The sequence below is a fragment of the Paenibacillus sp. sgz302191 genome, from assembly GCF_057749925.1.
Map to the genome: position 1 here is coordinate 153700 of NZ_JBYLHY010000002.1, position 13227 is coordinate 166926.

Below are 13227 nucleotides of genomic sequence, written 5' to 3' on the forward strand. Positions count from 1 at the left end.
GTATATCCATCCTTCCGCTAATTTAACTGGTTAACGTCAAAAAGCGTTGATTCATGAATGCTGCTGTTTCCTTCATAAGCTTAATTGCGATTTCATCGACATGGCGATTGCGCCAATTCTCCATGGGCGTACCTTTGACCCATTGATTAAAAGCGCCTAATGCAGGACCGCAGTGGATTTGAAAATCAACTTTATGATCTAATTCACCGCTCAGTGCCAGTTGAGTCGTATACCCGAAATACCACTTGAATACCAAGGCCATCTTATATTTGGGGTTTCGCTCTGCTTTCTCAATTTCTTGCTCCGGGCGAGTCGCTTTGATTTCTTCAAAAATATGTTCAAAACTTCGTTTGAAGTATTTCTCTTGAATCATCACTTTGTTTTTTTCATCAACTTCTTCCCAGGAAGAAAATTGACGGTACAAATCGTACAGCTTATTGGCTCTTGTCGGGAAGAACAATCCTTTTTTCAATACCTGCACCTTGGCCCCAAGCTCAAACATATCTCCTGCCGGCGCATAATCGGTATCCTGCACATTGGCCTGCTGCAATAAATCTTTCACAGCGTCACTCGTTTTTGCTTCGACACTGCACTGGTTGATAGAGCCGGTAACGATATAATCGGCGCCCAGCATGAAGGCCGCAGAAGCAGAGGCTGGCGTTCCAATGCCACCGGCAGCTCCTATACGGATTTGTTTCACGTAACCGTACTTTTTCATCATCTCGTCCCGAAGCTTGACCATGGCCGGCATCAACGCATAGGCCACACCAAGATCGGTATGACCGCCGGAATCCGCTTCTACGCTCAAGTCGTCTGCCATGGGAACTTCGCTTAACATAGCGGCTTCTTCCGGCGTGATTTTATACTCTTGAAGCAGCTTGTCTACGATTCGTTCAGGCGCCGGACTCAGAAAGGCTTCCGCCACTTCGGGCCTGGACAGCTTGGCCATGATCCGATTTCCTATGTGCACCCCGCCGTCTGTAGTCCTTTTTAACCCTTTAGCCCGATAAATAACCAAGGCCGGAACGATCGTCATGAAAGCAGATGCCTCGACATTCCGAACTCCATAGTTCAAGTACAGATTTACCGTCTTTTCTTCCTTGGAAGGATCAACAGGATGATGAAGCAAATTAAATCCATAAGATCCGTTCCGTCCCAGTTCCTCTTGAACTCGCTGAATGGCTCCTTCGATATGCTCCAAACTGAGTCCGCCTGTCCCATAAAAACCTAACATGCCAGCTTTACCGATCTTCACAACGATCTGCTCGGATGCAATCCCTCTGTACATGGCTCCAGTCACATAAGCGCGAGTTAGGCCGTAATCCTTTTTGAATTGGCTGTCTCCAAGGCTCTTTTCCGTAATTTCGAAACGCGGTTGCGCCGCCTGCTTCGGAAGAACGGGCTCCTCCTGCAGCGCCTTGGATACAAAGGTCTGAACGCTGCCGTGAATCGGTTCAACGATTGGAAGCGGTTGAAGCGGCGTTGCCTCTTTACGGATTTGGCTAAGAAGCTTGGTCAGCACATTGCCAGGCCCAATTTCTTCAAACTGCATGTCTTCATATCCCATCAAATAACGGATCGTATCTGTCCACTTCACTTGATGCGTAATTTGTTTGATTACATTTGTTTTCACCTCATCGCTCCGGTAAGGCAATCCTTCCACATTTGAAATAACGGGGATAGCAATCCCTGAGAAATGAAATTTGTGCAAAAACAGAGCAAACTCTTTTTGTGCGTCTGCCATATGAATGGAGTGAAATGCACCGCTCACATTCAACGGAATGTACATGCGGACTCCCGCATTTTCAAAAATAGTCTTGGCGCGCTCTATATCCTCTTTAAAACCGGCTATTACAATCTGTGTAGGCGCATTATCGTTGGCGATATTAATTTGATCCAACTTATTATCTACCAACACCTGACGCACTCGATCCGCATGAAAGCCAAGAACGGCAGCCATGCCTCCGCCGACTGCCTTGCTCATCAATTCCCCTCTTTTTTTAACGAGCTGCAAGCCTGTTTCCATATCAAAAGCCCCTGCCGCCAACAGCGCATTATACTCGCCCAAGCTGTGCCCAACCAAAAAATCAGGTTTTGCATGTCCATCCTTGATTTTTTTCAGGTAGCTGAGGGCATTCACTATGTATAACGCAGGCTGCGTATATTGTGTATTCGTTAATTGCTGCAAGGGATCGTATAAACACAGCTCCTTAATCGAATAACCCAATATATCGTCAGCTTTGCGGCTAATGTCCGGGAACTCGTCAAAGAGCTCACCGCCCATCCCTTTGTGTTGGGAGCCCTGTCCCGGAAACATATAGGTTAGCATGTCAGCACTTCCTTTCTTCCAATACCTTCAGAATCGATGTCATCAGGCTTGAATCGAGATCTTGTTCGTCTCACTCGTACGCACATCGCTGCGCGCTGCATGCAAATGGAGCCCGATTAATCCTACCGCTATAGCGAAAGGGAGCAGATGCGGGAAAACTAAGGGAAGAACTCCATATAGACAGCTCAAGGCTAAAAGCACCCCGTACCAACGCGCAATCGTTCCCTTGATCGTGATATGAACACCAATGATAAACCAACCCAATTTAAACAGCACAGAGGAAATCAGCATCCCGGCAACGAGCGTAATTCCCGGAGGCAGATCAAGCAGTTGAGGCGCTGTCTGTACGCTTGAAGGTACCGCAAACGACTCAAACCACACGTCCCCAAATAAAAAGACCGTCCCGGCAACTGCAAGGAAAAACCGAATTACCGCAAACATTCCTGTCCCGAATGAAGGCCTCAGCGACCACCCGCAGAGTCCAACCACCAGCAAAATAACACCCAATATGTTGAGTATGTTGTAATAAACATATCCTGGGCTCTTCACCGTTGAGGCAATCGAACTCGAATCAATAGCGAAATAGAATAGAGCCTGAGCAAGGGACAATGCAATTCCTGCAGCCAGCAGAATTCCTCCTGCCCCATTCTTTAATTGAGCTTGTACACTCATCTTTGCATCCTTCCCGGTCCTATGTTCTATGACCTTACATTAGAATTACGCAGTATCCCTTTCAACGATATTCCTTTTCGCAAAACGGCACCGCTTCTTTCATTTCTGGATAAAAGACTTCTGATTTTTACGCATTCTGAAATCGACAAAATGCTTTTTGTTGTCCAAACCAAAGTAAATATTGTGTTTTTCCAAATCGATCAAAGCACAGCCTGGCGGTTTTCCATACGAATGCCCCGGATAAATGCGAACATGAGGAGCTACGATCCGTTTAATTCTTTGGATACTCTCATACATCTGCTCGGGAGATCCACCCGCCATATCGCACACGCCGCAGCCTTCAGTGAAAACCGTATCTCCAGTAAACAGACTGTCGGTCAGAAGAAAACAACTCCCTCCTGCAGTATGGCCTGGGGTTACGAGACATTGAATGCGAGTTTGGCCCAAATAAATGACATCCATATCGTGAAATCGGATTAAATTGGTTGACGTAAATTGGTAATACCCGCTTTCTACGGCAGACATGTACACCGACGATCCGAATCTTTCAACTAAAGGCTCTACCATATTCACATGGTCAAAATGGGAATGCGTCAATAAGATGATAGAGGACTGCACCCCCAATTCCCAAAAACATGTCGTAATCAGCTCCAGATCCCACCCCGGATCAATAATGGCAGCTTTATGAGTAGCTCTGTCCAAAATGACGTACATGTAGTTAGGCATCAACGAAGAACCGGCCTTCAGTTGAATGATCTCATAGGTACTATTCATTTTTACCCCTGAACAATCACCGGCAGGCTCTTTAAAGATTGGCCAATTGTCGACTCGATCAAGTGCTCCGTTACATCAAATGAAGGAGGCAACTGCACGTGTGAAAATCGTTGAATAAACGTCGTTAATGCCGTCTTTACTTTCAAGCGGGCCAACGAAGAACCTGGACAAAAATGGGAGCCTGCCCCAAATGACAAGTGCTTTGGATTGCCTTCCCGATGGATATCGAACTGTTCAGCATGTGAAAATTGCCGTTCGTCGCGATTGGCAGAGCTGACCCATGCTACAACCATTTGCCCTTGTTTCATCTCAGGGCCGAAGACCGCCGTATCCTGAACGACCTGACGATCCAGACAAACCGGAAACCGATAGCGCAAAACTTCTTCAATCGCTTGAGGGATCAATTCCGGACGATCACGCAATTCCTGATACGTATCCGGCTTATCGTACAAGAAACAATACAATGAATTCGCAAGCCAATTCGTCGTTTGTTCGAAGCCGCCCCCAAGCAGAGCCATAGCCGAGGCAAGAACCTCCTGATCATTTAGCCGCTCGCCCTCGGACTCGGCCTGAACTAAATCCGATATGATGTCATCGGCAAGATTGTTCCGTTTCTCTTGGACAAAAGGAAACAAGTACCCGGCAAATTCCTTTAACACTTGCTGTTTTCTTTCCATAACATTTTGCTGGGAGTCTTTGTTGTGAGGAAGAAACATCACGGTAGACCATCCCTTGAATAACTGGCGATCTTTCGCAGGGACTCCCAATAGCTCGGCCATTACGATGATCGGAAGCGGAATCGCAAAATCATCCAAAATATCAAATTGCTTGCGGCCCGCAAGATCATCCAGCATTTCGTTGACGATGCGTTGAATCCGGGCTTCCCAGTTCACTAAATTTTTCGGGCTAAAAGCTTTCCCGAGAAAAGCCCTGCGATGAGTATGCACAGGAGGATCGGAAAAATTGACATTACTTTTACTGTCCATGGAATGAGCGATAGGGAAAAAGCTCCTACTCCGTTTACTTGTAAATAGCTCATGATCAGATAAAACCCGCTTGACATCTTCGTATAGGAAAACGTTCCAGACATCTTGCTCAGCATCGTAATAGACGGGTTGATTGTCTCTCATCTCCTTGTACCATTGATACGGCTCCCATCCTTCCTTAGGCGATCCAGGCTTGGAAATTTCCTTCAAATAAATCGGCTCAACGGGTGTACTCATTCTAAATTCCTCCTGTTATAGTAAATTTGGTTATCCCCTTGGAATACAGTCAATCGATTTGTTGCCTTGACATTGCAAACTCCTGCCGGGCGTACTGAAAATTCCCCTCCAACTTTGTTGGGGGGATTTTCGAAATCGCCATGAAACGTACCAGCGCTTCCTTTAGAGATCCGACCACAAGTGGCATTCTCTTCGGATAGACAATCGAACATACATAAGTATCGAAAATAAGCGAAACCGCCGAGTACTGCATAAAATTTGCAAAGGAACTGTATAGAACGCCCTCCCTTGCTTCCATGTGATTTATTTCATAAATGGAAAGTGGGACCGTCAAACCTGTTTTCAATATCTTAGACAAAGCTTCTTTCACCGTCCACAATACTGTAAAGGCCGTATCATTCGCAAACGACAATCTTTGAATAAGAGTAATCTCTAGATCAGTAAATTGACTCATAAAAAATTCCTTTTTATTCAATATCTTTTCTATATCGATTGCCAACGGAAATCGTTCTGAAAATGCAAGTGCTGCCGCAAGACCATCACCATGTGTGATGCTTACTTGCGTATTGGAAATGGTCGGGTAGACAACGATCGGTTGATAAAAAATCCCTTGGTCAATAAAAATAGACGCCATATTATCCACTTTAAAAAGCAGCGAGGCTGCTTTCTTAGCAACATATCGGCCGGCAATGTAGCTCTGTATCCGACGTTCGAATCGGAGCGTCGTGTAATATTCAAGTTCTTTCGGATGCAGAATCGGGGTCATATCAGCGTACTGGTAATCCTCATGAAAATAAGAAATACAAAAATAAGCTTTATATTCTCGAGCTAATCCTTCGAATACTAGCTCTTGTATCATCGTAGTTGGATTTATTGAAAGGAACCCGTTAGGAATAAAATCACCCCTAAAATAGATTGAATTTTCTGATAATTTAAGGGATACACTATTATTTATAGGAGAACTACTCCCTATACCCATTTGAATGGTTCTCTGAACATCTAAACTCCTCCAACGTGCCGAAACACCGATTAGACTACTTAGATGATTAATATAGAATATAAATTCATAAAAAATAGTAACTACTTGGATCAGTGGTAACCAGATCAAAAGGAAAATTTGCCACTGACAGCAAGAACAAGTAAATCAAACACAATTGTTTCTATTGCTTCCAAGTTGACAATCCAGTTCAATTACGCGGGATAAATTTAATAATCTCCCAAAATTAGTATATTCAATCATTTGATACGTGTCAAACTATTATTAATAAGAGAATGTCCCGGGTACTGACGCCCTCGACGCACAGGCCAATAATCCGGTCTGCATTTGATACTTTTTTCCATTCCGACGTATTTTTACATTTTTTTCAAATCAATCATTGTATAATTATCTACACCCCATTTCAGCATTGTTGGCCTTATTCATAGGCACCAATTTTACATAGAAAGGACTGATCTTCTTGGATTGGTATGCACTTTTCGTAGAAACAGGGAAAGAAGAAGTTGTTCAGAAATTTTTGCAACTCTATTTTGATCATCAAACCTTATTATCCATAGTTCCTAAAAGAAAAATTCCTGAGAAAAAGTCTGGCATCATCAATCATGTGCTCAAAATTTTTTTCCCTGGTTACGTACTCATAAAAACGAACATGAACACCGATATTTTTTATCAGCTCAAAAAAATTCCCAAATGCTTATGGTTAGTAAATAATGGATTTTTTTATTCAAGGGATCAAGGCATATATTTTTCGAAAATATGTGAAAATGAGATTTCTCCAATTCTACAGCTTCTCGATGAGAGAGATACGATCAATTATTCGAATGTATATGTGGAAAACTCCAAAATTGTTGTCATTTCCGGTCCCCTGCTGGGTAAAGAGAACATTATTAAAAAGGTCGATAAACATAAAAATAGAGCGAAAATATTGCTTCATTTTATGGGGAAAGAGACTACGTTTGATGTGGGCGTTGAAGTATTGGACAATCGTAAGCATCCCCTTTCAAACTCATTAGAGTAATACTATCCTGAATTTCGAAAGTAACGCTCTTTGAAAATATCCTGAATCCATGAAACTTTTTGGTCTGCTGTCTCCCCAAGATTTCCCATACGACGATCATGAGATGAGTCCATGAATTTGGACCCGAAATCGACAAACGAATCCGTCCCTATTTGAAACCTACAAACGATTCTTGGAGGACTGACGAAACCTATGTCAAAGTCGAAGGTCAGTGGAAGTATCTATATCGGGCAGTTGATTCTATGGGGAAAACCATTGATTTCATGTTATCTGAAAATCGGGACATGCCGGCAGCTAAGCGTTTCTTTACAAAGGCCTTGTCCTCTCCACATAATCAAATCCCACGTGTAATCACCTTGGATAAAAATCCAGCATATCCACCAGCAATACAAAAATTAATGCATATGATTAGGAAAGGGCAGGCCGAAAATAATTCGTCTGTCCTCTCTGCAGTTGAATGGCTTAATAAGATATTTGGTATTATGGCATAGTTAATTTTAATTTATTGGGAAATTGCTATCTTTTTTAATTCTTGCACCACAACCCGATTGGTCACCAGAACAAACGCGTCGATTCCCGTAGAGGCAATGCTTTGGATCTCGTCGATTTGGCGTTCCAAATCATCCGAAATATGGCCGGAAGCGATGACGGGGAGGTGGCCAGACGCTTTTCCCTTGACAAACCGGGCCAGATTTACGCGCTCCTCCAGGCCGAGAAAGAACATTTCGCTTGATTGGCATACCGCAAAAAGGCCGTCCACCCCGCGCCCGATATACCACTCGATCAACTGCTCGAGTCCGGAATAATCGATCTGGCCGGACTCCGTAAACGGGGTGATCATCGTAGGCCAAGCGTGGCGGCCCGGACGAAGCGTCACGACGGCCGGAAACGGTTGTTGAACTGCTTGCGTCCCCACTCGACTCCGAATTTGATATTCCCGATGCCGGCGGGCGTTGCTGATTTGAACGTGACCGTAATATTGTTCGCGTCAGCCATGATCGAGGAAATGCCGACGGCATTGGCATCCACGGACAACGCCGTTGCCGTGTACCATTCGGGTGCGACGCCCAACTGGTGCGCCACTTGATACGAAACATTGCCGCCATTGGCCGCAGCGATGGCCCGTTGGCCGGTAAACACCATTTCGTCGCCGATGTAGGATGCCTGGGACGGATAAGACACGGAATCCCATACCTTCGTCAGGGAAGAGTCCGTCTCCGGCGAATCCACCTTGTCCCAATATTCGAAGGTCCCTTGCGGATACAGGTCGTACGTATACTCGAACACGCAATAGTTCGTATATTTCGGACGGCGGAAATACAGCCAATATTTCCCGCTCGCATCGATATAAACTGAAAATTTGGCGAACACGTCGCTTGTTCCGTTAAACCCGTCGCCGTCGACGGTAAAGATCGGCTTAAAGCCGCCTGCCTCATTGCCGCGGACGCCGAACGCAAATTCCGCGGATGCGGTGCGGTAGGAAGCCTTGCCGTAATCCGTCGTCATCCTCACGCGTCCGCTGAACAGCGAGCGGTCCCCGCCGATCCGGCATACCCGGAACCATTGCGCATAGTTTTGCAAGCCGCCAGCCTTGGGCTCCCCGATGTCGCGCAGCTTCTTGTAACGCAAATCACGCCACGTATTTCTCCAGTCCTCGGCTTTACTCAAATGCGAGGTTCTTACAGGCCCGTCAAAGTTAAACATGCCCGACGTTTCCGGGTAAACGATTTGAAAGAAGCTGCCCGAGAATGGAGCCCCCTCCGGCGGCGTTTCACAGCGGAAGATGCCGCTGGAGTCCCGGATGGTGCCGTTTTTGCCGAAGGCGACGCCTATCGAGCTACCGGTCGTCCAGATGTTGACTTCCAAAATCGCGTTGTAGATTTCATGCTGTGCGTTGTTATACGCATCGTCGCCGACCAGCATCCCAATCTGGCCGTCGCGGAGATTAAGCGACACATTGCGGAACGTGGTATAGCCATACGAAGGCATGCTTGACGTTCCCGGCTGACGCTTGAACACGATTTGGCGCTTGCAGTTGCTGATGGAGACGTTTTCCAGCGTCGTTCCCTCGACCCAGAACTTGCGGGTGTGGAGCACCAGGCCACAGCCGGCCGTAAACCCGTACATGCTGATATTGCGGAGCTTGAACCCGTACGTATCCGAGATTTCGACCGCGGTCGAATTCGGATTATCTCCGCCGTTCATCGACAAATCCGTGATCGCATGGCTCGTGCCGACGGCGTCGCCCCATGTCGCCGAGCTTCTCCAGTAGCGGAACAGGTAACCGTCGCCGTTCCAGACGAGATTCGTCACGCCGACCCCTTCGCCCGTGATGATGACATTCGGCGGCAAATCGATATTGCCGCCCGTTGCCGTAAAGTTGTGCGTACCGGCGGGAATCAGGACGACGCCACCCGAAACGGCCGCGAGGCCCAGCACCGATTTGACCGCGGCAGACGGGTCGGTGAGCCATAAATCGGTGTCGACAACGCGCCAGACCGGTCTGGCGCCCCCGATAAGATTGACGCCTCCGGTTTCAGCCAGCGCTTCTTCAAGCCCGGTCTGATAAACGGCCACCCACACGGCAGATCCTATCCCTCCGTCGGCAACCGGGTTGTCTGCCCTCGTCGTGTGCGGGAGCAGACCGGCCCACCGGTATCCGGTCGTGATGCCGTCGGCCGCGGTGAATTCCAGTACATCCCATTCCTGCGTGATCTTCACCCGAGGCCGAAAAACGCCGCGCGCTCGGATATTGCTGCCGGACTTACCCGAATCGCGATCACGATCGTCTCCATAGACGGCATCAGTCACGGAAGACTCCTTCGCATTCCCCGTTCCCGTCGTCACGCCATACAGAATAGCCGCGGCTCCCGCCGCTCCCATCGAAGCGAGGAGCTTTCTACGGGACAACTTTTCGTTCGAATCCTTGTGCTCGGACATGAATCATTCCTCCTAAAAGTTTTGCGAGAGCAAAACTCGCTTCGTAAGCATTTGCTGCGCTTTCCGTCTGGAAAGGATATGCTGAATTTTTCAATAAACCAGCTCGCGGAAACGCTTGACGGTATGAAACGAGATGAAATTACCGTTATGTGCGCTGGCGGCTCGCTCATCGCCAGATCGGCTCAAGATATACATGTCATCGCCGTCGATCACCATGGAGGCATAATGCCGAGAATGCTTCGCCCCCGGTCCGGCAGCAACCAAACCGGCAAAGCACCAATCGATGCAATTTTTGGAAAAATGCAGCTGCAGCCTCGTCCGCTCGTTGTTCGGCAAATTGTACCGGTCGGGCTGCAGTCTGTCCGCTCGCGTCATGCTGTCCGTCGCCTGCGTGCTGAGTAGCCAATACAATCGGGTCCGGTCGTCGTACAGGATATGAAATTTCATTTGTCCGCCCGGACAGGGAACAAACACGACGCGTTTCCCTGACGGAACGGTCTCTAGCATGGTCGTCATCGCGCCGTTCTCGTCCTCCACGACTTTGGCGATAGCCGCATAGCCGCTTCCCCCCGTATGCGCGCGCAGCCACAAATGAAACGTTCTCCCCTCCGGATCGAACCATGCATGATCGGGGTCGACAAATTGCACGACGTTCGTTTCCAGCCATCCCGCAGGGGCACAGTCTCTGCCAGGCGCAATGTTGATAGAGCGCAACGGATCGCTATGGTAGAAAGGAACGCCGAAATCAGTAAGCTTATCCGCCGGAACGGCATCGCAGAAGGCGAGCTCGGAGGCGAACGTCCAGTTCGCTGCCAGGGTTAGATCGGAATCCGTCCTTCCGCGCATCAGCACGGGCGCCAATTCCCCAACGGGCCAGCTTTCGATACGGCGGTATTTGCGTTTTTCCATGACCAGATAGACCGATTCTCCTGCATAATGGACATTGCACGGCGCCTGATGCCATTCCTTGCCTTCGGTCAGGTGAATCGGCTCCGTCCAGCTATCCCCTCCGTCGTCTGATCGCATAATCGTCAAATCGCCGTTGTGGCCGATCACGTACAGGGAGCTGCCCGCGGTGAACGGTCTCGCATGCACGAACGGAAAATCGGTCCGATGCGCCCACGTTCGGCCCTTATCGTCCGAGGTAAGCACCTTTCCGTATGGAGGCTTCACGCCGGGACCGTCAAGGTCGAGCGTCGACACAAGTCGGCCGGAAGGAAGCTGCGCAAGACCGGGACTGTAGCAATAGATGCGGGACGGATCTTCGGATTCGTAAACGTTGACATAATCGTCGGCCAGTGCCTTCATTTGCTTTCACCTCTGTTTAAAATGGATGGGGCGGGGTTACTTCGATGCCCGGCTTCTCAGCCTTTCAGCGAACCGATCATGACCCCTTTGACGAAATATTTTTGTGCAAACGGATACAGGCACAAAATCGGCAAGCTGGAAACGATAATGATGCCGTATTTGACGGACTCGGCCAACATCGTTTTTTCAGCCATGTTCTGGTCCATGACACCGAGATCAAGCTGCTGCATCATCTGCGTCTGGCTCGTCAATATTTCCCTTAGCACCAGTTGCAGCGGGAAATATTTCTGGTTGTTCAAATAAATCAGGGCATTAAAAAACGAGTTCCAATGCCAGACTGCCGTGAATACGACCAATACCGCAATGATCGCTTTAGACAGCGGCAGGACGATTCTGACAAAGTAGCTGATATTGCCGCAGCCGTCCATCTTCGCCGCTTCGAACAACTCCACGGGTATGGTGGACTGAAAGAACGTTCTTGTAATGATGATGTTCCACATGCTGACGCTTCCGAGAATGACGATGATAAGCGGATTATTGACCAGGTGCAGCTCTCTGATCAGCAAATAAGTCGGGATCAGCCCCCCGCTGATAAACATCGGGATGATGAACACCGTTACAATAAAGCCCCGCCCGACCATGTCCTGCCGCGAAAAAGCATAGGCCGTCATAAGCGTCAAGCTGACGCTAAGCAGCGTTCCCCCGACCGTGTACAAAATGGTATTGCCATATCCGACCCATAACTGCTTGTATTTGAAAATGATTTCGTATCCGTTCAGATTCATGCCCTTCGGAAACAAGATCACCTTGCCCGTTCCGACTGCGGAAGGGTCGCTGAAAGAAGCGATCACAATAAAGTACAACGGGTACGCTACCATGATCAGCAGCAACAGCAAAAATATGCTGTTCATGATATCGTACGCCCTGTCGGATCCACTTTTGTTCGTTAAGTCCGTCACCCTGATCACCCGCCTTTAGAAAATACCGCTTTGGCCCAATTTTTTGGCTAATTTGTTGACCGACAGCAGCAGAATCAAATTCACAACCGAATTAAACAGGCTAACCGCCGCAGAGAAACTGTATTGGGATTGAAGTAGGCCGATCTTGTAAACATAAGTGGAAATCACTTCGGAATTGCCCAAATTTAACGGGTTTTGCATCATAAAGACTTTTTCGAAGCCGACGCTCAAGATGCCTCCGCAGTTCAAGATCAGCATGATGACGATGGTCGGCAGGATCGAAGGCAGATCGATATACCACGCGCGTTGAAATTTATTCGCGCCATCCACGATCGCCGCTTCATGAAGCGAAGTATCCACGCCAGACAAAGCCGCTAAATAGATGATGCTCCCCCAGCCCATCCCCTGCCAGACGCCGGACCATACATACAGATGCACGAAGGCGTTAGGATCGGTAAGAATCATGAGCGGACCGTTCGTCAAGCCGATCTTATTCAGCAATTGACTGAAAACCCCTAAATTGGGAGCCATAAATACATTGATCATGCCTACCAATACGACCGTCGATATGAAGTGGGGCGCGTATGTGATCGTCTGCACAACGCTTTTCAACCGCTTGCTGTTCGTGCTGTTGAGAGCCAAGGCAAGTATGATCGGAATGGGGAAACCCGCCAGCAGGGAATATATGCTTATTGTCAACGTATTTTTGATCAGCATCCAAAAAATGTCCAGCTTGAAAAATTGCTTAAAATGATACAGCCCTACCCAATCGCTCCCCCATATGCCCTTAACCGGTTTAAAGTTCTCGAAGGCGATCAATACGCCGTATAAAGGAACATATTCGAATAGAATGACATAGATGAGCGCGGGAAGAACTAGAAAGTATAGTCCGATATTTTCTTTCACCTTGAGCATTCTCCTGCTGAATAAACGCATCGTGGTTTGCTCCCGAATCTCCGGAATCGCCGAATTTGAATCGATCATGCTGAATCCTCCCGTACGTTCGA

Annotated in this window: 11 protein-coding genes and 1 pseudogene; 2 read left to right on the forward strand and 10 right to left on the reverse strand. The window is 47.9% G+C overall.

Annotated elements, in window-relative coordinates; genetic code table 11:
• Positions 1 to 22: 22 nt before the first annotated feature.
• From fabD to AC3G2T_RS03140, 5 genes are all read right to left on the reverse strand, one after another.
• The gene (gene fabD / locus AC3G2T_RS03120) at positions 23 to 2329 is read right to left on the reverse strand and encodes an ACP S-malonyltransferase (protein ID WP_488434501.1); all 2307 of its coding nucleotides are present in this window, start codon (positions 2327 to 2329) and stop codon (positions 23 to 25) included.
• A gap of 42 nt (positions 2330 to 2371) precedes the next feature.
• Positions 2372 to 3001: a hypothetical protein gene (locus tag AC3G2T_RS03125; RefSeq protein ID WP_474680271.1), complete on the reverse strand. Its 630-nt coding sequence runs from the start codon at positions 2999 to 3001 to the stop codon at positions 2372 to 2374.
• Positions 3002 to 3100: 99 nt separating this feature from the next.
• Positions 3101 to 3775 carry an MBL fold metallo-hydrolase gene (locus AC3G2T_RS03130; RefSeq protein ID WP_488434502.1) on the reverse strand — a complete coding sequence of 225 codons (675 nt, stop codon included), beginning with the start codon at positions 3773 to 3775 and terminating at the stop codon, positions 3101 to 3103.
• 2 nt (positions 3776 to 3777) lie between these two features.
• On the reverse strand, positions 3778 to 4998 hold the full coding sequence (locus tag AC3G2T_RS03135) for a cytochrome P450 (protein ID WP_488434503.1): 1221 nt from the start codon (positions 4996 to 4998) through the stop codon (positions 3778 to 3780).
• A 49-nt stretch (positions 4999 to 5047) separates the two neighbouring features.
• Complete coding sequence (locus tag AC3G2T_RS03140; protein WP_488434504.1) at positions 5048 to 5857, reverse strand: 4'-phosphopantetheinyl transferase family protein; 810 nt, start codon at positions 5855 to 5857, stop codon at positions 5048 to 5050.
• 598 nt (positions 5858 to 6455) lie between these two features.
• Here AC3G2T_RS03140 and loaP point away from each other — a divergent pair.
• Positions 6456 to 7013 (forward strand): antiterminator LoaP, encoded by a 558-nt coding sequence (loaP, locus tag AC3G2T_RS03145; protein ID WP_474680275.1) that lies wholly within the window; start codon positions 6456 to 6458, stop codon positions 7011 to 7013.
• An 80-nt stretch (positions 7014 to 7093) separates the two neighbouring features.
• Positions 7094 to 7411 (forward strand): annotated as a pseudogene (locus tag AC3G2T_RS03150) (IS6 family transposase); the annotation flags it as partial.
• A 104-nt stretch (positions 7412 to 7515) separates the two neighbouring features.
• On the opposite strand, the gene AC3G2T_RS03155 reads toward AC3G2T_RS03150, so the two are convergent.
• The 5 genes from AC3G2T_RS03155 to AC3G2T_RS03175 all read right to left on the reverse strand — a co-directional run bounded on the left by AC3G2T_RS03155 (position 7516) and on the right by AC3G2T_RS03175 (position 13204).
• On the reverse strand, positions 7516 to 7929 hold the full coding sequence (locus AC3G2T_RS03155) for a dihydrodipicolinate synthase family protein (RefSeq protein ID WP_488434505.1): 414 nt from the start codon (positions 7927 to 7929) through the stop codon (positions 7516 to 7518).
• Complete coding sequence (locus AC3G2T_RS03160; protein WP_488434506.1) at positions 7887 to 9953, reverse strand: hypothetical protein; 2067 nt, start codon at positions 9951 to 9953, stop codon at positions 7887 to 7889. Before AC3G2T_RS03160 ends, AC3G2T_RS03155 begins: the two co-directional genes overlap by 43 nt.
• Positions 9954 to 10043: 90 nt before the next feature.
• On the reverse strand, positions 10044 to 11261 hold the full coding sequence (locus AC3G2T_RS03165) for a sialidase family protein (RefSeq protein WP_488434507.1): 1218 nt from the start codon (positions 11259 to 11261) through the stop codon (positions 10044 to 10046).
• Positions 11262 to 11317: 56 nt separating this feature from the next.
• Positions 11318 to 12172, reverse strand: a complete 855-nt coding sequence (locus AC3G2T_RS03170; RefSeq protein WP_488434727.1) for a carbohydrate ABC transporter permease — start codon at positions 12170 to 12172, stop codon at positions 11318 to 11320.
• 63 nt (positions 12173 to 12235) lie between these two features.
• Positions 12236 to 13204, reverse strand: a complete 969-nt coding sequence (locus AC3G2T_RS03175; RefSeq protein ID WP_488434508.1) for an ABC transporter permease — start codon at positions 13202 to 13204, stop codon at positions 12236 to 12238.
• Positions 13205 to 13227: the final 23 nt, after the last annotated feature.